Consider the following 20,345-nt stretch of genomic DNA (forward strand, 5'->3'; position numbering starts at 1 on the left):
GTGCCGCGGACGGGAGTTGCATGCGGTGCGAAGAGCAGCCGTCCGAAGGTCGCACCAAGAGGCATCGTACCTGCGGGGGAGCACCGCGCCGTAGGGTGCCGCACGACGGGTTCTTCGAGGTGGGAGCGCACGGGGCGCACTCGGGACGGTCACTCAGGGTGAGCGAAATGCGCCTCGGGGCGTCCGGTGGGTGCCCGGACGCAGAACGAAGCCCCCGATCACGGGGGAACAATCGGGGGCTTCGCGTTTTCGGGGCGGCCTCGAGGGGCCGCACATTGAGAACGTAAGACCTGTACGGCCCGCCGGTCAAGCCGAGTTGGAGGACTCAGGCAACTTCTTGGGCGGCCGTCTTCACACGTTCACCACATAGGGGCCGACCCGTCACGTTCCGTGACGGAGGGCTCCCGTACGGGCATCCCGGCAGGTCCCGGGAGTACCTCGTATCCGTCCGAACACTGCCGTACCAGAAGGCCGGCGAACGGCTCCGAAGGGTCCTGCGTGAAGTGCCGGCGCTCCGCGGGGACCCATTTCTCCCAGAAGTCCCGCTGCGGCGCACCGTCCCGGCGCCGCCCACGCGCCCAGGCGTCCTCGTGCGGCACCTCCATCCACAGCAGCCGCGCCAGATGCGGACGCAACGCGCTGCGGCCCGCACCGACCCCCTCGACGAGGATCACGGGCGCGGGCGCGAGGGTCCGGGACGGCCCGAAGGCGCGCAGTCGCCAGTCGTACGGGCGGTAGTGCGCACTCTCGCCCCGCCGCAACGGCTCGACGACCTCCCGCAGCAGCCGGTCCAGCCACGCGAAGAGCTCCTCGTGGGTGGCGATGTCGTCCAGGTGCAGCACGGGAGCGCCGCCCAGCGCCTCGGCCAGGCGGCCCGCGAACGTCGTCTTGCCCGATCCCGCGTGCCCGTCCACACCGACGAGCCGGACGGGGCCGCAGGAGGGCGGCAGCCGGAGCAGCCGGGGGGCGAGGGTGCGGAGGTCGATGAGGGGTCCCGGGGCGCGGAGGAGGGCATACGCAGTGCGGAGGAACATTCTACCGACGCCGGAACGCGGTGGACCGGACCTGCCGGACGCCCGGGATCCGCCAGTGGTCTCGACCAATATTGGTCGACGCCGCGACGCCCGAAGTGCTGGCAGAAGCCGTGATCGCGTTCCATAGTTGGCGCACACCCACCGCTTCCGGACACTGGGGGTCCCTCGTCCATGACCAGAGCTGAACAGCCGTCCCGCAGAACCGTCCTGGCCGCCGCGGTGGCCGCGGCCGCAGCCGGAGCGGCGGGCCCGGCGGCCGCCGCCGACACGGCGGGCCGCACCGCGAAGACCCCGGCCGCCGCCGGGTCGAAAGCGCCCGCCGGCCTCGTGGACAACCACGCCTGGACCTCGTACGCCGACTGGCGCGCCGGTACCGCGGAGGGGACCCGTGCCGTGCCGGGGGTGCGCCCCGGCCTGGAGATCAGGACTCCCCAGGGCCGCACCGACTACCCGGACCCGCACACCGGCACGACCGCCACCTGGGAGTACGCGCGCTGGACCTCGCCCGTCCACCGCCTCGCCGTCCCCGCCACCGAGGTCATCGCCTCCTGGAACGCGCGGACCCCGGCGGGCACCTGGCTGCAGGCCGAGCTGACGGGCACGTACTCCGACGGCACCGACACCCCCTGGTACGTGATGGGCCGCTGGGCCGCGGGCGACCAGGACATCCGGCGCACCTCGGTGGACGACCAGAGCGACGGGAGGAGCAGCGTCTGGACGGACACCTTCGCCATCGACGACGCCGCCTCCGGGCTGCGCCTGGTGTCGTACCGGCTGCGGCTGACCCTGTACCGCAAGCCCGGTACCAAGGTCACGCCGACCGTGTGGCGGCTCGGCGCGATGGGCTCCGACGTCCCGGACCGCTTCACCGTCCCGGCGTCGGCGCCCGGCCTCGCGCGGGAGCTGGCGGTGCCGCGCTACTCGCAGGAGATCCACGCGGGCCAGTACCCCGAGTACGACAACGGCGGCGAGGCCTGGTGCAGCCCCACCTCCTCCCAGATGATCATCGAGTACTGGGGGCGCAGGCCTTCCGCCGAGGCGCTGTCCTGGGTCGACCCGGCGTACGCGGACCCGCAGGTGTGCCACGCGGCACGGTTCACCTTCGACTACCAGTACGACGGCTGCGGCAACTGGCCCTTCAACGCCGCGTACGCGGCCACGTACAAGGACCTCCAGGGCGTGGTGACCCGGCTCGGCTCGCTCACCGACCTGGAGACGCTGATCGCCGCCGGTGTTCCGGTCATCACCTCCCAGTCGTTCCTCGCCTCCGAGCTGACGGGCGCGGGGTACGGCACGTCCGGGCACCTGATGACGGTCATCGGCTTCACCGCCGACGGCGACGTGATCGCCAACGACCCGGCCTCGCCCGACAACGACGCGGTACGGCGGATCTACAAGCGCCGTGAGTGGGAGAACATCTGGCTCCGCACGAAGAGGTACAACGCCGCCGGGAAGGTCGTCTCCGGCACCGGCGGGGTCTGCTACCTGTACTTCCCGGCGAAGCCCACGGCCCGCCAGCGCAAGGCCCTGGAAGCGGTGGGCGTCCGCTGAGACGCGCGCCCGGCCGGCGGCCGCCGGCCGGGCGCGCGTGACCAAGCTCTCTCCCGCAAAAGCCCGATTCGGTGGCAAGGTGGACGGACCGGTGGGGGATTCCATCCGAAACCGGCCGGGGGATCCACCGAAAGCCGACCGTGAGCGAGCTGCCATGACCACCACCTCTGTCACCGCCGGACGCGTCCGTGCCCGTACGGGCGGTCCGAAGGACGACGGGCCGAAGATCTTCGAGCACGTCATGGGCTGGACCTTCGTGCTGGTGCTCGCGATGTTCGTGACGCAGCTCGGCCTGGTCTGACGCGCTCCCCGTCGACCGGCCCGCCACCGCCCGGGGCCGGTCCCCGCGGACCGCGCAGGCCGGTCGTACGGCTCTGCCATACTGCGGTGGTCCCGCCCGCGGTTGGAGATCAGGTCCGGAATTGAGCAGCAGCCCCCAGCCCGGTGACGACCGCCCCGGAGCGCGCGGCACCGGCCGTTCTGCGGTACGCCGTGCCGAACTCATCGCCATCGGGCGGAAGTTGTTCGCCGACACCTCCTACGACGCGCTGTCGATGGACGACATCGCCCAGCAGGCGCAGGTGGCCAAGGGGCTGATCTACTACTACTTCCGGTCCAAGCGCGGCTACTACCTGGCGATCGTCGAGGACTCGGTGGCCGAGCTGGTCTCCCGGGCCGCCGGCGGTCTGGAACTGCCCCCGGACCAGCGGGTGCACCGCACCATCGACGGCTATCTGCGCTACGCCGAGCACCACCAGGCCGCGTACCGCACGATCGTCAGCGGCGGTGTCGGCTTCGACGCCGAGGTGGACGCCATCCGGGAGGGCGTGCGGGAGGCCATCGTCGAGACCATCGCCGAAGGGGCGTACGGGCGGCGGAAGGTGGGCCCGCTGCCCCGTACGGCACTGCTCGGCTGGCTGTGCAGCGTGGAGGGGGCCACCCTCGACTGGATCGGCCACCGCGCCCTGTCGCGCGACCTCATGCGCGAGCTGCTGGTCAAGATGCTCGGCGGCGCCCTGCGCGCCGTCGAGGAGCTCGACGGCTCCTACCCGGCCCCGCGGGCCGCGCGCCGCGACCCCGCGGACGCGAGAGCGGGGACCGTTGCCGGCCCCCGCCCCGCCCGCCGTACGGGAACGGTCAGTTGATCGCCTTGATCAGCTCGCCGTTGGACGTGTCACCGCTCAGCTCCCAGAAGAACGTGCCGCCCAGGCCCTGCGCGTTCTTGTAGCTCATCTTCCCGGCGACGGTCGACGGGGTGTCGTAACTCCACCAGTCGTTGCCGCACTTGGCGTAGGCCGTGCCGCCCACCGTGCCGGTCACCGGGCACTTGGTCTTCAGCACCTTGTAGTCGTCGATGCCCTGCTCGTACGTCCCGGCCGCCGGGCCGGTGGCCGTGCCGCCGGGCGCCGCCTGGGTGACCCCGGTCCAGCCGCGCCCGTAGAAGCCGATGCCGAGCAGCAGCTTCGAGGCCGGGACGCCCATGCCCTTGAGCTTGGCGATGGTCGCGGAGGTGTGGAAACCCGCCTTCGGGATGCCCGTGTAGGAGTTCAGCGCCGAGTGCGGAGCCGTGGGTCCGGCCGCGTCCCAGGCACCGAAGAAGTCGTACGTCATCGGGTTGTACCAGTCGACGTACTGGGCGGCGCCCGCGTAGTCCGCCGCGTCGAGCTTGCCGCCGGCGGTGGCGTCGGCCGGGATCGCCGAGGTGACCAGCGCGGAGCCGCCGAACTTGGCGCGGACGGCCGACATCAGGTTCTTGTACGCGGCCTTCCCGCTGGTGTCGCAACTGAGCCCGCAGGTGTTGGGGTACTCCCAGTCGATGTCGATGCCGTCGAAGACGTCCGCCCACTTCGAGTTCTCGACCAGGTCGTAGCAGGACTGGGCGAAGGCCGCCGGGTTCCTGGCCGCCTCCGTGAAGCCGCCGGACCAGGTCCAGCCGCCGAAGGACCAGAGGACCTTGAGGTTCGGGTGCTTCTTCTTCAGCTCGCGCAGCTGGTTGAAGTTGCCGCGCAGCGGCTGGTCCCAGGTGTCCGCGACCCCGTCGACCGACTCGGCCGCGGTGTGGGTCCGCTCGGTGGCCGCGTAGGCGTCGCCCATCGCGCACTTGCCGCCGGTGACGTTGCCGAAGGCGTAGTTGATGTGCGTCAGTTTGGCCGCGGAGCCGGACGTCTCGATGTTCTTGACCAGGTACTTCCGGTCGTAGGTGCCCCATTCGGTGAAGTAGCCGACGACCTTGGAGCCGGCCGCCTCGGGGGCGGCCGCCCCTGAGGTCGCCGCCGTGGGGGCGGCGGTCCCTTCGGCGGTGGCGGCCGCGGTGGCCGTGCCCGCGCCGGCGAGCAGTCCGGCGCCGAGGGCGGCGCAACACGCTGCGGACAGCAGCGCCCGGAACCGGGCGCGGGGGCGGAGTGAGCTGAGCATCGGGGTCTCCTCGTGGGGGAGAGGGGAACAGTCGCCGATTGGCATGAACGCGGTGAGGCGTTGGAGCGAAACAGTAGGAGGACTAGACCAGTTGGTCAATGGTTCGGACCAATTCGCCACCGGAAATCCTTACGCCTGAGTAAGCGGTCGTTAACTGGTGACGCGATGCCCCCGATCGGGCATACTCACAGCGCAAGGCCGCTGATCAGCCGCTTCCGTGACCCGGAGGCGCGAGCATCGTCGGCGCCGAGCAGGACCCGGCGGGGCAGCCCCACCCAGGTGTGCGTTCGCCGATGTGCCCGACCAGGAGGAGAGCGTCGCCATGCCTGACCGCGCCCCGCAGCCGGTGGACCGGCAACTGCCCACGGACGAGGCCCGGGAGCTGATCTCGCTCGTCCGCGACATCGCGCAGCGTGAGATCGCCCCGCGCGCGGCCGAGGAGGAGGACGCCGGACGCTTCCCGCGCGAGGTCTTCACCCTGCTGTCGGAATCGGGACTGCTCGGACTGCCCTACGACTCCGAGTACGGCGGCGGGGACCAGCCGTACGAGGTCTACCTCCAGGTCCTCGAAGAACTCGCCGCGGCCCGCCTCACGGTGGGCCTCGGGGTCAGCGTGCACTCGCTCGCCTGCCACGCCCTCGCCGGCTACGGCACCAAGGAGCAGCAGGCGGAGCACCTTCCGGGCATGCTCGGCGGCGGCCTCCTGGGCGCCTACTGCCTCTCCGAGCCCTCGTCGGGGTCGGACGCGGCGTCGCTGCGCACGAAGGCCGTACGGGAGGGTGGGGACCCCTCCCTGCCGGGCGGAGCCGGCGGCGGAGGCGGCGGGGAGTGGGTGCTCAGCGGGACCAAGGCGTGGATCACCCATGGCGGCGTGGCCGACTTCTGCACCGTGCTCGCGCGCACCGGCGGCGAGGGGGCGCGGGGCATCACGGCGTTCCTGGTGCCCGGTGACGCCGAAGGGCTGAGCGCCGGGGCGCCCGAGAAGAAGATGGGCATGAAGGGCTCGCCCACCGCGCAGGTCCACCTCGACGGGGTGCGGGTCCCCGACGACCGGCGGATCGGCGAGGAGGGGCAGGGTTTCGCGATCGCCCTGTCCGCGCTGGACTCCGGACGGCTGGGCATCGCCGCGTGCGCCGTCGGCGTCGCACAGGCCGCGCTGGACGAGGCGGTCGCGTACGCCACGGGGCGCGAGCAGTTCGGCCGGCCGATCGCGGACTTCCAGGGCCTTCGCTTCATGCTGGCGGACATGGCGACCCGGATCGAGGCGGGGCGCTCGCTGTACCTCACCGCGGCCCGGCTGCGGGACGCGGGGCGGCCCTTCGCCAGGCAGGCGGCCATGGCGAAGCTGTTCTGCACCGACACGGCGATGCAGGTCACCGTCGACGCCGTGCAGGTGCTCGGCGGGTACGGCTACACCGCGGACTTCGCCGTCGAGCGGTACATGCGCGAGGCCAAGGTGCTGCAGATCGTCGAGGGCACCAATCAGATCCAGCGGATGGTCATCGCCCGTCACCTCGTGGGTCCCGAGTCGCGCTGAACCTTCCGTACGCGTACATCGCCGAGGGGGCCACCAGGCGCACCCACTCCGCGTCGTGGCGGCCCGGAAGGGTCCGGCCGCGGTCGGACCAGGCACGGATCATGGCGAGGTAGATGGGCGGGTCCGCAGGCTGCTGAGGTCCCTGTGATCCCTGTGATCCCTGGGACGTCTGTGACCTCTGCGATCGATGTGGTCCCGGAGGTGCCTGTGACCCGTGGGATTCCTGCGGCTCCCGAGGCATCTGCGACACCCGGGTCCACTGCGGCTCCTGTGATGCCGGTTGCTGCTGGGGCTGTTGGGCTCTCTGGGTCCCCTGGCGCCCTTGACTCCCCTGGTTCCCCTGGCTTCCTTGGGGCCCCTGGGAAACCGATTCTTCGGGAGGAAGGAGAAACCCGCGACGACGGCCCGTCTCTGCGTATGGATCTGCGTACGTAGGGGTCATACCGGGCCAACGCGTCCCGGGCCGGGCAGGTCACCGACCGACCTAATCGCCCGTGCGTTCGCGGGGTTCCGACGTCTTCCGGACTCTGACCTCACCCCTCCCGGCGGATCCGGACACAGCGATCGCGCACCACGGCAGCCGGCGAGCCATGGTGCAGGCGGTCACGGGAACGGAGGGTCCCTCGGCGGGGACCGGGCCGAGGGGGCTCAGGCGGCCAGGCGTCGCACGGTCGGCACCCGCATCGGCCGCGAGCCGGGTCCACCGACGTGCGAGAAGGGCTGGGTCCGCCAGTCGAGTCCCTGAGGGAGCGTCAACAGCAGGGCGGTGTCCTGCTCCTGGACCTCCATCGTCTCGTCGGCGGGGCGGGCGTCGGCCGCCGCGCGGCCCGTGCCGGCGCAGACCGTGAGCCCGAAGGGGTTCCACGGCGACGCGCAGAGCGCGTGCTCCGGAAGGCTCTCCTCGTCGGCCAGCAGCGCGATGGGCTGCACGCAGGCCGGGCAGATCACCCGGTACATCTCGAAGGTGTCGTACGCGTCGAGCTCCTCGCCGTCCAGGTCGTCGGGTTCGACGCCCTCCGGCTGCGGTTCGACCACCGGCTGCTGCCGCTTGGGCGCGGAACGACCAGGACGCTTCAGACTCTGCATGGGCTACTCCCCCTCGGGTGGGCCGACGGTGCACTGCGACCTCGGCCACAGCAAGCACTTCCCGTCCCGTCTGCGCGGTAATCACGGGAGCATCACGGAAGCTGACGCGCGTCATGTGGCGTTCGTCACATGCCGTACGTGAGTGCCCGGCCCGGCCGCTTCGTCCTCCGCGCGCCCCCGCCCACCGGTCCTGGCCACCTCAGGAGGCGGGCATGACCTGCGCCGCCGAGTATCCGCGGGGATCAGGCGCACGGTAGGTTCTCCGCCATGGAGGAGCTGGACCGCCACATCGTGCAGCTGCTCGTCGAAGACGGGCGGATGAGCTACACCGACCTGGGCAAGGCCACGGGCCTGTCCACGTCGGCCGTGCACCAGCGGGTGCGCCGGCTGGAGCAGCGCGGCGTCATCCGCGGCTACGCCGCCGTCGTCGACCCGGAGGCGGTGGGGCTGCCGCTGACGGCCTTCATCTCGGTGAAACCGTTCGACCCCAGCGCCCCCGACGACATCGCCGAACGCCTGGCGGGCGTCCCGGAGATCGAGGCCTGCCACAGCGTCGCCGGCGACGAGAACTACATCCTCAAGGTCCGTGTCGCGACCCCCCACGAGCTGGAAGAACTCCTCGCGCGCGTGCGCACGCTGGCCGGGGTGTCCACCCGGACGACGGTCGTCCTCTCGACGCCGTACGAGGCCCGCCCGCCGAAGATCTGAACGGCCGCCCCTCCCGCCGCTCGCACCGTCCCCGCCGCCGGGACCCGGGCACGAGGCGGCCCCGCCGAGGGGTGAGACTGTCCCCATGAGCGACAGCACCACCGACCCCGAACCGAACCGCACCCCCTCGGGGACGCCGCGCACGACACCGCCAGGACCGGACGACCGCCCGGACGCCGCCCGGACCGTGCTGCTGCGCGGCGGCGAGGTCCACAGCCCCGCCGACCCGTTCGCCACCGCGATGGTCGTGGAACGCGGACAGGTCGCCTGGGTAGGCTCGGAGGGCGCCGCCGACGCGTTCTCGGACGGCGTCGACGAGGTGGTGGACCTCCGAGGGGCGCTCGTCACCCCGGCGTTCACCGACGCGCACGTGCACACCACGGCGACCGGCCTCGCCCTCACCGGCCTCGACCTCTCCGACGCCCGCACCCTCGACGACGCGCTCGCCCGGGTACGGGAGTTCGCGGCCTCCCGCCCCGCCGACCGGGTGCTCCTCGGGCACGGCTGGGACGCCTCCCGCTGGCCCGGGCGGCGGCCCCCGCTCCGCGACGAGCTGGACGCGGCCACCGGCGGCCGCCCGCTCTACCTCAGCCGGATCGACGTCCACTCGGCCGTCGCCACCACCGCCATGCTGGACCTGGCGCCGGGCGTGCGCGGGGCGGCCGGGTTCCACGAGGGTGAACCGCTCACCCGCGACGCCCACCACGCCGTACGCGCCGCCGCGTTCGCGGCCGTGACCCCGCAGCAGCGCACGCAGGCCCAGCGCGCCGCCCTCCGGCACGCCGCCTCGCTCGGCATCGGCTCCGTGCACGAGTGCGCCGGTCCGGAGATCTCCTCCGAGGACGACTTCACCGGACTGCTGCGGCTGGCCGAGCAGGAGGCGGGCCCCCGGGTCGTCGGCTACTGGGCCGAGCAGGACGTCGCCAGGGCCCGGGCCCTCGGAGCGGCCGGCGCCGCGGGCGATCTCTTCGTGGACGGCGCCCTCGGCTCGCACACGGCCTGTCTGCACCGGCCCTACGCGGACGCGGACCACACGGGCACCGCCTACCTGGACACCGCGGCCGTCGCCGCCCACGTGGTGGCGTGCACCGAGGCGGGGCTCCAGGCGGGCTTCCACGCCATCGGGGACGCCGCCGTGGCCTCCGTGGTCGACGGCATGCGCGCCGCCGCCGAGAAGGTCGGCCCGGCCCGCGTACGCGCCGCCCGGCACCGCGTCGAGCACGCCGAGATGCTCACCCCCGACACGATCGCCGGGTTCGCCGACCTCGGCCTCACCGCGTCCGTCCAGCCGGCCTTCGACGCCCTGTGGGGCGGCGAGGAGGGCATGTACGCCGAGCGCCTCGGTGCCGAGCGGGCCGGCACGCTCAACCCCTTCGCCGCGCTGCTGCGCGCCGGTGTACCCCTCGCCTTCGGCTCGGACAGCCCCGTCACGCCGCTCGACCCGTGGGGCACCGTCCGCGCCGCGGCCTTCCACCGCACGCCCGGGCACCGGGTGTCCGTCCGCGCGGCCTTCACGGCGCACACGCGGGGCGGCTGGCGGGCGGTCGGCCGTGACGACGGGGGGGTCCTGGTGCCGGGCGCGCCCGCCGACTACGCCGTGTGGCGCACCGAGGAACTCGTGGTCCAGGCCCCGGACGACCGGGTCGCCCGCTGGTCGACCGACCCCCGCTCCGGCACGCCGGGCCTGCCCGACCTGTCGCCCGGCGCCGACCTGCCGGTCTGCCTGCGCACCGTGGTGAACGGCCGAACCGTATTCGTGCGACCGGACGAGTGACGTCCGGGGGCGGCGCGGGGCGATCATGGTCCGACGGGTTGTCGCGCAACGTGCGTATCCGCGGCGCTGACCAGGTGTTCTTCGGGAAAACCGCAGGTGGCGCGACTGTTGACAGTGAGCGGCAGGTGGCCGGTAGGTTCGGCCGGGTCCACCACCGGACGTCCGACCGGTGAACTTCCGCGCAGTCGCCGCAGCGCAGTTGGGTCAGGGGTGGTGTGCCGCACCGGCGCACCGCCACTGGGAGCCAGGCCCAGCGTCCGTGCCACGGGGCGAGGGAACGTTCCGGCCGGATGGTGCGACCCGGGTGGGGCCCGGCCGCTCAGTAGACAACGGCTCTCGGTCGATCCGCAGCCAGCGGGTCCCAGGCCGGCCCGAAGGGCGCCGGGCCCCGATCCGCAGTTCCCGTGCCCTCTTTCCCTCGTACGAGTCCCTTTTTCTCCTCGTACGACCCCCTTGTGCGACTTTTCAGGTCGGCGCCTTACCTGCGGGAAGAGCGACGCTCGCTATGGTGGTGCACCTCTCGCACGGAAGTTTTAAGGGGAAGCTGTGAACGACGGCGTTGAGCGACGGTTCGGTCCGCTCGGCACGACCTTGGTGATCATTCCGACCTTCAACGAGGCGGAGAACATCAAGTCGATCGTGGGCCGGGTGCGCGCGGCCGTGCCCGCGGCGCACGTCCTGATCGCCGACGACAACAGCCCCGACGGCACCGGGAAGCTCGCCGACGAGCTGACCGTCGAGGACGACCACGTCCACGTGCTGCACCGCAAGGGCAAGGAAGGGCTCGGCGCCGCCTACCTGGCGGGCTTCGGCTGGGGCCTGGAGAACGGGTACGGCGTCCTGGTCGAGATGGACGCCGACGGCTCGCACCGGCCCGAGGAACTGCCCCGGCTGCTGACCGCGCTCAAGGGCGCCGATCTGGTGCTCGGGTCCCGCTGGGTGCCGGGCGGACGGGTGGTGAACTGGCCCAAGTCCCGCGAGTTCATCTCGCGCGGCGGGAGCCTGTACTCGCGCGTCCTGCTCGACGTGCCGATCCGCGACGTCACCGGCGGCTACCGGGCCTTCCGGCGCGAGACCCTGGAACGCCTCGGCCTCGGCGAGGTCTCCTCGCAGGGCTACTGCTTCCAGGTCGACCTGGCCCGCCGGGCCGTCAAGGCCGGCTGTCATGTGGTGGAGGTGCCCATCACCTTCGTCGAGCGCGAGCTGGGCGACTCCAAGATGAGCCGCGACATCCTGGTGGAGGCCCTGTGGCGGGTCACCACGTGGGGTGTGGGGGAGCGGGCCGGGCGGGTGCTGGAACGCGTCTCGTCTCCCCGCAGGGCGAGCTCTCCGGAGGCCGGCCTCCCGGGCGGACAGGCCCAGGGCGAACAGGTCCAGGACGAACAAGTCCCAGGTGAACAGGTTTCGGGTGAACAGGCGCTGGGTGAGCAGGTTCCGGGTGAACGAAGTGACAAGAAGGGCTGACAGGAACAGCTGATCAGCTGTTTATGTCGTACTGAGCCCTGGCCAGGCACACTGGGGACATGACGACTGGCGCTCCGATCCCGCCCTCCTCCTCGTTCGCGTCCGCTCCCGTCCCCGGCCGCCCCCGGCGCTCCCGGCTGCTGCGGTTCCTGCCGCTGGGCGTGGTCGCGTGGCTCGTGCTGGAGGTCTGGCTGCTGACGGTGGTGGCGGGCGCGGCGAGCGGCTTCGCGGTACTCCTGCTGCTGGTCGCCGGATTCGTGCTCGGCTCCGTGGTGATCAAGCGGGCGGGGCGGCGGGCGTTCCGTGCGCTGAGCGAGACGCTGCAGCGGCAGCAGGACGGCGCGCCGCCGCGGGGGCGGACGAACTCCGAGGGCAACGGGCTGATGATGCTCGGCGGCCTGCTCCTGATGCTGCCGGGGCTCGTCTCGGACGTGGCCGGGCTGCTTCTGTTGGTGCCGCCTGTCCAGAAGGCCGTCGGCCGGTACGCGGAGCGGACGTTCGAGCGGAAGGTGCGCGAGGCGACGGGGTCCTTCGGGGACGCCTTCCAGCAGGCCCGTATCCACCGGCCCGACGGGAAGGTCGTGCAGGGTGAGGTCGTCCGCGACGACGCCGCTGCGCGGGACCACGAGGACACCCCGGGCGCCCGGCCCCCGCTGACCGGCTGAGATATCTGGCGCCGGGATGCCCAGGGGTGCGGGGAACTGCGCGAGCGACCACGACGTACCCGCACCCGAAAGAACATGGCGCGGCAGACTTCAGAACGCACAGAACCGCGGGAACCGTACCCTGAGGTACGGCGCCCGCGGTCGCGTGCGTTCGCTGTATGCCGTCCGATCCCCGGAGGGATCAGGCGGACTTGCGGCTGTCCCGGGGGTGGACCGCAATGTTCATGGCTCCGGATCGAAGCACGGCCAAGCGCTCTTCGAGGACCTCTTCGAGCTCCTCCCGCGTACGCCGTTCCATCAGCATGTCCCAATGCGTACGCGCGGGCTTGGCCTTCTTCTCTTCAGGGCCGTCGCCGTCCACCAGGAGTGCCTGGGCCCCGCAGACCTTGCACTCCCACTCCGGCGGGATCTCCGCCTCCACCGAGAAGGGCATCTCGAATCGATGGCCCTTCTCGCATGCGTACTCCACGGCCTGGCGGGGAGCCAGGTCGATGCCGCGGTCCGTCTCGTAGCTAGTCACCACGAGGCGCGTGCCGCGAAGAGCTCGCTCACTCATGAATCGTGCCTCCCGGGCTTGTCGCCCACAGGACAGGTGTCGCTGTCGTCGTCATCCGGTCAACGTCCGGTCGGCGGTAAAGATTCCCGTTCCGGGTCCTGCATCGCCGTCGAACCCGCCCTTGCAGTACCCACCCGCGCCCGGTTTGTCACATCTGACAGCAGATGTCACCTAGCGTTTCGGCATCTTTGACGCGCAGTAACGGTACGCCTGGCAGGCCAAACGCGTACACTACCGCCCTTTGGCGCCGAGTGCTAAATCCTCGCCGGAACGGGATTGCCCGCGTCGCGCACCGCCTGCCGCACCGGAACCCGTGCGAGCAGCACGAATCCCAGCACGAAGAAGGCCACGAGCGAGATGATCGCGTCCCGATAACTTCCGGTCAGCTGGTAGGTCACGCCGAACAGCAGCGGCCCCAGCCAGCTCATGCCCCGGTCGCTCATCTCGTACGCCGAGAAGTACTCGGCCTCCTTGCCGGGCGGCACCAGGTGCGAGAACAGGGACCGGGACAGGGCCTGGCTGCCGCCGAGGACGAGCCCGATGCCGGCGGCCAGGACGAAGAACCACAGGGGCGCCCCGGCCGGCAGGAAGTACCCGGCCCCCAGTGTGAGGGTCCAGGCGACCAGAGAACCCAGGACGGTCCGCTTGGCACCGTACGTCCGGGCCGGCCGGCCCATCCCGAGGGCGCCCGCCACGGCGAGCAGCTGGACCAGCAGCACGGCGCCGATCAGCGTCGACTGGTCGAGGCCCAGCTCCTCGGAGCCGTACACGGAGGCCTGCGAGATGACCGTCTGGATGCCGTCGTTGTAGACGAGGTACGCGAGCAGGAAGGCGAGCGTCAGCGGCCGGCGGCGCATGTCGCGCACGGTGGCCGCCAGGTGCCGCCACCCGTGCGACGCCGTGCCGGGAGGGGCGGCCCCCGTGCGGCGGTCGCGCAGCCGCCTGAGCGGTACGAGGGTGAAGGCGCCCCACCAGATGCCCGCCGACGCCAGGCAGATGCGGACCGCCATCGACTCGGAGACGCCGAAAGCGTCGTGGGCGCTGTAGAGCACGAGGTCGGCCACCAGGACCAGCGCGCCGGCCGCGTACCCGAGGGCCCAGCCCCGGGAGGAGACGGCGTCGCGTTCCCCGGGCGGGGCGATCTGCGGCAGATAGGAGTTGTAGAGCACCATCGAGACGGCCAGCGAGGCGTTGGCCACGATGAGCAGGAGGCCGCCCAGCAGGTAGCGGTCGCCGTCCAGGAAGAACATGCCCGCGGTCGCCGCGGCGCCCAGGTAGGCGGCGAGGGCGAGGAGCGGCTTCTTGCGGCCGCTGCGGTCGGCCGCCGCGCCCGCGAGCGGCATCACCAGGATCGACAGGATCACGGACGCGGACACGCAGTAGGCGAAGAACGAGCCCGCGCGCAGGGGGACCCCCAGCGGGTGCACGAATCCGTCCGCGTCCGCGGCCGCCTTGGCGACCGACGTCAGATAGGGGCCGAGGAACACGGTGAGCACGCTCGTGGAGTAGACGGAGCAGGCCCAGTCGTAGACGTACCAGCCGTGCCGCTCCCGCCGCCGTTCGGCGATCCCGTCGGCCGTCCGCCCCCGCACGGTGCCGGTGTCCACCCGTGCCCTCGCTTCCCCGTCAGACCCAGGTGCCGCGGTCCTTCAGGACCCCGCGCAGCGTCTCGATGCGATCGGTCATGATGCCATCGACCCCCAGGTCGAGGAGCCGGTGCATCCGCTCGGGCTCGTTGACCGTCCACACGTGGACCTGCAGCCCGCGCGCGTGGGCGGCGCGCACGAAGAGCCGGTCGGCCACCGGCACGCCGGACCGTGCCTCGGGCACCTGCGCGCAGACCGCCGAGTGCCGCAGCGCGGCGGGCAGACCCCATGACCGCAGGCGCAGTCCCAGGACGCCCCGCGTGCCGTACGAGGTGGCCAGGCGCGGACCCGCCAGGTGCTGGGCGCGGGCCACCCGCGCCTCGGAGAAGGAGCCGACGCAGACGCGGTCCCAGGAGCCGGTGCGCCGGATCAGGCCGAGGAGCGGGCGCAGCGCGGGCTCCGCCTTGACGTCGACGTTCCAGCGGACCTCGGGGAAGGTCTCCAGCAGTTCCTCGAACAGGGGAACCGGTTCGGCGCCCGCCACGCGCGCGTGGCGCACGTCGTCCCAGGGGAGGTCCGCTATCCGGCCCGCCCCGTCGGTCACCCGGTCCAGCGTCGCGTCGTGGAAGGCGACGAGCCGCCCGTCCGCCGTGGCGTGCACATCGGTCTCGATGTACCGGTAGCCGGCCGCGACCGCGCGGCGGAACTGGGCCACGGTGTTCTCCAGGCCGTCGGCGGCCCCGCCCCGGTGGGCGAAGGGGATGGGACCGCGATGGTCGAGGTAGGGGTGGCGTACGGGCGGGATCACCCGGGCAGTATGGCCCGCTCCGGTGACCCGGCGGCAACGACCGTGCCGCCACCCGGTGATGCCGGGGAGGCGGTGAACAGGCGCAGGAAGAGCTGGGCGAGCGGCCCGATGGCGAGCGCGTACAGGACCGTGCCCACGCCCACCGTGCCGCCGAGGACGAAGCCCGTCGCGACCACCGCCACTTCGAGGGCCGTGCGCACCAGGCGGATCGAACGGCCGGTGCGCCGGTGGAGGCCCGTCATGAGGCCGTCGCGCGGGCCCGGACCGAAACGGGCGGCTATGTAGAGGCCGGTCGCCGCGCCGTTCAGCAGGATGCCCGCCAGCATCAGCGGGACGCGGACGGGGAGGGAGTGCGCGTCCGGGACCAGCGCGAGCGTGCCGTCCATCGCGAGGCCGACCACGAAGACGTTGGACACCGTGCCGAGGCCCGGGCGCTGGCGCAACGGGATCCACAGCAGGAGGACGACGGCGCCCACGACGATCGACACGACGCCGACCGTGAGTCCCGTCAGCTCGGCGAGGCCCTGGTGCAGCACACCCCAGGGCTCCATGCCCAGGCCCGCCTCCAGGAGCAGAGCCGCACTCGCTCCGTACAGGGCCAGTCCCGCGTACAGCTGGAGGAGCCGGCGGGCGAGGTGCCCCGACGGCGGCGACTGCGGCGACTGCGGGGGAGGCGGGGGAGTGGACAAGATGTGGCCCCTGGTGGTGGTAGTGGACTGACCCGTGACACTCTGTGGCTCCGAAGGAAACCCCTTCCATGGCCAATTCGGGAAAGGTGGACTGGAAATCATGGCGCAGTGGACCTCGGCGGTGGGTGCCGCCCAGCTCGCCCGGCTGTTCAACTCGCAGCAGGAACGCCCGGCGGGCCCCGGCACGCGCCGTCCGCCCGCCTACCGCGCCCTCGCCGACGGCATCAGGCTGCTCGTCCTCGAAGGCCGGGTCCCGGTGGCCGCGCGGCTGCCCGCCGAGCGCGAACTGGCCCTCTCCCTGTCCGTCAGCCGCACCACCGTGGCGGCCGCCTACGAGGCGCTGCGCGCCGAGGGCTTCCTGGAGTCCCGCCGCGGCGCGGGCAGCTGGACCGCCGTGCCGGCCGGGAACCCGCTGCCCGCGCGCGGTCTCGAACCCCTGCCGCCCGAGGCCCTCGGCTCCATGATCGATCTGGGCTGCGCCGCCCTGCCCGCGCCCGAGCCCTGGCTGACCCGGGCCGTCCGGGGCGCGCTGGAGGAACTGCCGCCGTACGCCCACACGCACGGCGACTATCCGGCGGGGCTGCCCGCGCTGCGCCGGACGCTCGCCGACCGGTACACCGCGCGCGGCATCCCCACCATGCCCGAGCAGATCATGGTGACCACCGGGGCGATGGGGGCCATCGACGCGATCTGCCATCTCTTCGCCGGACGCGGGGAACGCATCGCCGTCGAGTCGCCCTCGTACGCCAACATCCTGCAGCTGATGCGCGAGGCCGGCGCCCGGCTGGTGCCCGTCGCCATGGCCGAGGGGCTGGCGGGCTGGGACCTGGACCGCTGGCGGCAGGTGCTGCGCGACGCCGCGCCCCGGCTCGCGTACGTCGTCGCGGACTTCCACAACCCCACCGGCGCGCTCGCGGACGAGGACCAGCGGCGGCAGCTCGTCGACGCCGCGCGGTCCGCCGGCACCGTGCTGGTCGTGGACGAGACCATGAGCGAGCTGCACCTGGACGAGGGGCTCGAACTGCCGCGCCCCGTCTGCGGGTTCGATCCGGCCGGGTCCACGGTCGTCACGGTCGGGTCGGCCAGCAAGGCCTTCTGGGCGGGTATGCGGATCGGTTGGGTCCGCGCCGCGCCCGACGTGATCCGCAGCCTGGTCGCGGCGCGGGCGTACGCCGACCTCGGGACCCCCGTCCTGGAACAGCTCGCCGTGAACTGGCTGCTCGGCACGGGTGGCTGGGAGCAGGCCGTGGAGGTGCGGCGCGACCAGGCCCGAGGGAACCGGGACGCGCTGGTGACGGCGTTGCGGCGTGAGCTGCCCGGCTGGGAGTTCGACGTGCCGCGGGGCGGGCTGACCCTGTGGGTGCGTACGGGAGGCCTGTCCGGCTCGCGGCTGGCCGAGGTCGGTGAGCGGGTGGGTGTGCGCGTGCCGTCCGGGCCCCGCTTCGGAGTGGACGGGGCCTTCGAGGGGTACGTCCGCCTGCCGTTCACCGTCGGGGGCGCGGTGGCCGACGAGGCCGCGGCGCGGCTGGCGGCGGCGGCGCGGCTGGTGGAGGCCGGCCCGAGCGGGGGGTCGGAGGCGCCACGTACGTTCGTGGCGTGACGCCTTCCGGGGCGGCGGCGGCTCCGCCGGGGTGCGGATGCGGGTGCGCCGTGGCCGGTCGCGCAGTTCCCCGCGCCCCTTGGGAGCCCGGGGGGTCAGCTTTCCGCGACCACGCCCACCGGGTCCGGGGTCGTGATGCGGGCCGGCTTCGTCAGGGGGTCCGGGACCGCTTCCGTCGCGTCCGCCGGGGTGATGAGGGGCGGGAGCAGGGACAGCACCGCCTGGCGATCGGTCTCGCTGGTCGCCTCGTCGTACGGGTCCGGGGTCGCCGGCACCTGGAGACGGTGGACCGGGCCGGCGCCCAGCCGGGCGTACCCGCGGCCGGGCGGGACCTCGGGGGTGGGAGTGGTGTGCGGGGGCGTCCCGAGCACCGCTTCGAGCCGGGTCGCCGACGCCGGGCCGAGGACGACACGCGCGCGCGTGTGGGTCAGTACCGCCTGGCCGAGGGACTCCACCGCGTCGAACTCCTCGGCCACCACGACCGTCACACCGGCCGCGCGGCCGTGCCGCAGCGGGATCTGGAGCAGGGTCCCCGGATCCGGCCGGCCGTCGGCGGCGGGCAGGTGGCCGAGCGCGGTCGGCCGGTCGAGGAGCAGCCACAGGGGGCGCCGGGTGTCCTCCGGCGGGGTGAGGCCCGCCTGCCGGGCCCGGTTCGCGGCGACGAGCCGGCGCTCCGTCTCGTGCGCCGCCCATTCGAGACCGGCCAGCGCGCCCGTCAGGCCGCATTCGATGCCCAGGACACCGGCCCGCCCCGTCAGGCAGGCGTACTCGCCCGTACCGCCGCCTTCGACGATCAGCACGTCACCGTGGCGCAGGGCCTGCAGCGCGATCGAGCGCAGGAACGTGGTCGTGCCGCTGCCGGGCCCGCCGACCGCGAGCAGGTGCGGCTCGGTGGAGCGCACGCCGGTGCGCCAGATCACCGGCGGGGCGTCCCGCCGGTCCTCGCCGAACGTGAGGGGGAGCGTGCGCTGGACACCGGCCGGGTCGGTGAAGCCGAGGACGGTCTCACCCGGTGCTGTGACGAACCGCTGGGCGGCGATGTCGGTGGGCAGCGGCGGCAGGACGGTGACCGTGAGCCGGTTGCCCTCCTCGTCCCAGACGAAGCGGTACTCCCGGCCCCGGCCCGACTTGGCGTGCAGCAACTGCTCGATCCGGGCCCGCGAGTCCGCCTCCGCGTCCTTGAAGTAGGCGGGGTAGCGGACGGACAGGTGTGAGACGCGGCCGGTCCCGTCGAACTCGTACGACTCGAAGGCCTCGGCCCACGCGCCGCCGTGCGCGTAGAGCGGTGCCGGGTCCTCGGGGACCGAGAAGTACGGCACGAGGGCTTCGTAGAGGGACTCCAGCCGCTTGCCCTGCGCCTCGTCGGGCCCGTCCGGCGCGGGCGGGGTGCGGTCCCTGCCCTGCCACGCGGCCGCCGCCATCAGGACGATGACGGCGAGCAGCGGCCCGTACGGGATGAGCGCCACGATCAGGACGACCGAGGCCACCAGGAACAGCAGTGGACCGCGCCGGTCCTTGGGGGTCCCCACCCACTTGTGCCGCCCGGCGGCTGCCAGCCGGCGCAGTCCACGACTGATCGTGATCAGCGGATGGAGGACGTCGGTGGCGCTGTCGGCGGCCGTCCGGGCCAGGTCCCGGCTGCGGGCGAGCTGCGCGCTGCCGGTACTCAGAATGCGGGGAAGGGGGCGCCGTGCCACTGCTGTCTCCTGGAGGTGCGTACGGGGTGCGTGCGAGCGGGACGGGTCAGAACTTGATCCCGCCGAGCAGGCCGGCCAGGCTCGCGCCGCCGGCCGTGATGCTCGGGGCGATGGCCGTGCCCGCGAGGTAGAACCCGAAGAGGGCGCTGACCATCGCGTGGGAGGCCTTCAGGCCGTCCTTGCGGAAGAAGAGGAAGACGATGATGCCGAGCAGGACCACGCCTGACATGGACAGGATCATGAGAGTTTCTCCTGGATCGATGGGGACAGTCACCATGAGTACTTCCAGGCTCACAGCATGTATCCATACGATAAAAGGTGCAACTGGGTGAATATCTACTCATTTCATCCCGATGGCCCTGCCTCGCGGCCCTGCTCGGACAGACGGTTTCGCGGGATTCGTGGTGATCCTTGCCTCGGTGGAACCGGGTCATGTGGCCGCCGAGCCAGTACGCTGGCGATTCACTCGTACGGCCGCACCACGGACGGCCGCACGTGCTCCCGCAGTGAGAGGTGGTCCCGTCGATGAGCGAAGCCCCCGACCCCGAGGTCGTGGAGCTGGCGACCAAGATCTTCGATCTGGCCCGGCAGGGACGGACCGAGGCACTCGTGGCGTACGTCGACGCGGGTGTACCCGCCAACCTCACCAACGACCGCGGTGACTCGCTCGTGATGCTCGCCGCCTACCACGGCCACGCCGACGCGGTGCGCGCCCTCCTGGAGCGCGGGGCGGAGGCGGACCGTATCAACGACCGGGGCCAGACCCCGCTCGCCGGAGCCGTCTTCAAGGGCGAGGACGCCGTCATCCGCGTCCTCCTGGCGGCGGGCGCGGATCCCTCGGCGGGGACGCCGTCCGCCCTCGACACGGCGCGGATGTTCGCGAAGACCGAACTGGTCGAGCTGTTCGGAGCACACTGAACCACCCGTCCTGACCAGGCGGAACAAGATTTTTGGGGGAGGCGGAACGGGGCCGCCGGAAATGCGGTCGCGGCAGCGAGAACGGCTGGGTCATCATGACGTCGTGATTCACGGACGTGATGGCCGGGCAGGTGTTGCCGCACCGCGCGGACCGTGATGCGGCCCGCACGGGCCACCGACGAGAGGCAGAGGAAAATGGTCTACAGCAAGCAGGAAACGGCGGGCGCCCCGACGTGTTGTCACGCGGCCAGGTAGAG

At 72.5% G+C, this 20,345-nt stretch carries 19 protein-coding genes; 10 read left to right on the forward strand and 9 right to left on the reverse strand.

What is annotated here, in order from left to right; all coding sequences use genetic code 11:
* Positions 1–359: 359 nt before the first annotated feature.
* Positions 360–1,034, reverse strand: coding sequence for a uridine kinase (locus QFZ75_RS32375; protein ID WP_307542581.1), 675 nt, complete (start codon positions 1,032–1,034; stop codon positions 360–362).
* 171 nt (positions 1,035–1,205) lie between these two features.
* Here QFZ75_RS32375 and QFZ75_RS32380 point away from each other — a divergent pair, with 171 nt between their 5' ends.
* The 3 genes from QFZ75_RS32380 (at position 1,206) to QFZ75_RS32390 (ending at position 3,730) form a co-directional block, all read left to right on the forward strand.
* Complete coding sequence (locus tag QFZ75_RS32380) at positions 1,206–2,585, forward strand: peptidase C39 family protein (RefSeq protein ID WP_307542582.1); 1,380 nt, start codon at positions 1,206–1,208, stop codon at positions 2,583–2,585.
* Between the two features lie 154 nt (positions 2,586–2,739).
* The gene (locus tag QFZ75_RS32385) at positions 2,740–2,886 is read left to right on the forward strand and encodes an SCO1431 family membrane protein (RefSeq protein WP_307542585.1); all 147 of its coding nucleotides are present in this window, start codon (positions 2,740–2,742) and stop codon (positions 2,884–2,886) included.
* A 121-nt stretch (positions 2,887–3,007) separates the two neighbouring features.
* Positions 3,008–3,730, forward strand: coding sequence for a TetR/AcrR family transcriptional regulator (locus tag QFZ75_RS32390; RefSeq protein ID WP_307542586.1), 723 nt, complete (start codon positions 3,008–3,010; stop codon positions 3,728–3,730).
* Here the strand turns inward: QFZ75_RS32390 and QFZ75_RS32395 are convergent.
* The gene (locus QFZ75_RS32395; RefSeq protein WP_307542588.1) at positions 3,723–5,000 is read right to left on the reverse strand and encodes a glycoside hydrolase family 18 protein; all 1,278 of its coding nucleotides are present in this window, start codon (positions 4,998–5,000) and stop codon (positions 3,723–3,725) included. The genes QFZ75_RS32390 and QFZ75_RS32395 overlap by 8 nt on opposite strands.
* Before the next feature lie 322 nt (positions 5,001–5,322).
* On the opposite strand from QFZ75_RS32395, the gene QFZ75_RS32400 reads away from it, so the two are divergent.
* The gene (locus tag QFZ75_RS32400; RefSeq protein WP_307542589.1) at positions 5,323–6,537 is read left to right on the forward strand and encodes an acyl-CoA dehydrogenase family protein; all 1,215 of its coding nucleotides are present in this window, start codon (positions 5,323–5,325) and stop codon (positions 6,535–6,537) included.
* A gap of 648 nt (positions 6,538–7,185) precedes the next feature.
* On the opposite strand, the gene QFZ75_RS32405 is transcribed toward QFZ75_RS32400, so the two are convergent.
* Positions 7,186–7,623: a hypothetical protein gene (locus QFZ75_RS32405; protein ID WP_307542591.1), complete on the reverse strand. Its 438-nt coding sequence runs from the start codon at positions 7,621–7,623 to the stop codon at positions 7,186–7,188.
* Between the two features lie 267 nt (positions 7,624–7,890).
* On the opposite strand from QFZ75_RS32405, the gene QFZ75_RS32410 reads away from it, so the two are divergent.
* The 4 genes from QFZ75_RS32410 (at position 7,891) to fxsA (ending at position 12,234) form a co-directional block, all read left to right on the forward strand.
* Entirely contained in the window at positions 7,891–8,331 is a 441-nt protein-coding gene (locus tag QFZ75_RS32410; protein ID WP_307542593.1) for an Lrp/AsnC family transcriptional regulator, read from the forward strand.
* Between the two features lie 85 nt (positions 8,332–8,416).
* Positions 8,417–10,105: an amidohydrolase gene (locus QFZ75_RS32415; protein ID WP_307542594.1), complete on the forward strand. Its 1,689-nt coding sequence runs from the start codon at positions 8,417–8,419 to the stop codon at positions 10,103–10,105.
* A gap of 546 nt (positions 10,106–10,651) precedes the next feature.
* Positions 10,652–11,569, forward strand: coding sequence for a polyprenol monophosphomannose synthase (locus QFZ75_RS32420; RefSeq protein WP_307542596.1), 918 nt, complete (start codon positions 10,652–10,654; stop codon positions 11,567–11,569).
* A gap of 59 nt (positions 11,570–11,628) precedes the next feature.
* Entirely contained in the window at positions 11,629–12,234 is a 606-nt protein-coding gene (gene fxsA, locus QFZ75_RS32425) for an FxsA family membrane protein (RefSeq protein ID WP_307542597.1), read from the forward strand.
* Positions 12,235–12,415: 181 nt separating this feature from the next.
* Here the strand turns inward: fxsA and QFZ75_RS32430 are convergent, their stop codons facing one another.
* The 4 genes from QFZ75_RS32430 to QFZ75_RS32445 all read right to left on the reverse strand — a co-directional run bounded on the left by QFZ75_RS32430 (position 12,416) and on the right by QFZ75_RS32445 (position 15,975).
* The gene (locus QFZ75_RS32430; RefSeq protein ID WP_003977404.1) at positions 12,416–12,790 is read right to left on the reverse strand and encodes an RNA polymerase-binding protein RbpA; all 375 of its coding nucleotides are present in this window, start codon (positions 12,788–12,790) and stop codon (positions 12,416–12,418) included.
* A gap of 254 nt (positions 12,791–13,044) precedes the next feature.
* Positions 13,045–14,397 carry an MFS transporter gene (locus QFZ75_RS32435; RefSeq protein ID WP_307542599.1) on the reverse strand — a complete coding sequence of 451 codons (1,353 nt, stop codon included), beginning with the start codon at positions 14,395–14,397 and terminating at the stop codon, positions 13,045–13,047.
* A 19-nt stretch (positions 14,398–14,416) separates the two neighbouring features.
* Positions 14,417–15,184, reverse strand: a complete 768-nt coding sequence (locus QFZ75_RS32440; protein WP_307542601.1) for a glycerophosphodiester phosphodiesterase — start codon at positions 15,182–15,184, stop codon at positions 14,417–14,419.
* Positions 15,181–15,975 (reverse strand): YitT family protein, encoded by a 795-nt coding sequence (locus tag QFZ75_RS32445; RefSeq protein WP_307542603.1) that lies wholly within the window; start codon positions 15,973–15,975, stop codon positions 15,181–15,183. Before QFZ75_RS32445 ends, QFZ75_RS32440 begins: the two co-directional genes overlap by 4 nt.
* Here QFZ75_RS32445 and QFZ75_RS32450 point away from each other — a divergent pair.
* Positions 15,974–17,473 carry a PLP-dependent aminotransferase family protein gene (locus QFZ75_RS32450; protein ID WP_307542605.1) on the forward strand — a complete coding sequence of 500 codons (1,500 nt, stop codon included), beginning with the start codon at positions 15,974–15,976 and terminating at the stop codon, positions 17,471–17,473. The two genes, QFZ75_RS32445 and QFZ75_RS32450, sit on opposite strands and share 2 nt — an antisense overlap.
* A 95-nt stretch (positions 17,474–17,568) precedes the next feature.
* Here QFZ75_RS32450 and QFZ75_RS32455 read toward each other — a convergent pair whose 3' ends face one another.
* Both QFZ75_RS32455 and QFZ75_RS32460 read right to left on the reverse strand, forming a co-directional pair.
* Positions 17,569–19,170: a hypothetical protein gene (locus QFZ75_RS32455; protein WP_307542606.1), complete on the reverse strand. Its 1,602-nt coding sequence runs from the start codon at positions 19,168–19,170 to the stop codon at positions 17,569–17,571.
* Positions 19,171–19,216: 46 nt separating this feature from the next.
* A complete protein-coding gene (locus tag QFZ75_RS32460; protein WP_041991757.1) occupies positions 19,217–19,411 on the reverse strand; it encodes a hypothetical protein in 195 nt (64 codons plus the stop codon).
* Between the two features lie 284 nt (positions 19,412–19,695).
* Here QFZ75_RS32460 and QFZ75_RS32465 point away from each other — a divergent pair, with 284 nt between their 5' ends.
* Positions 19,696–20,088 (forward strand): ankyrin repeat domain-containing protein, encoded by a 393-nt coding sequence (locus tag QFZ75_RS32465; protein ID WP_307542607.1) that lies wholly within the window; start codon positions 19,696–19,698, stop codon positions 20,086–20,088.
* Positions 20,089–20,345 lie beyond the last annotated feature (257 nt).

Origin of the sequence: Streptomyces sp. V3I8, from assembly GCF_030817535.1 — a bacterium.
Classification (GTDB): Bacteria; Actinomycetota; Actinomycetes; order Streptomycetales; family Streptomycetaceae; genus Streptomyces.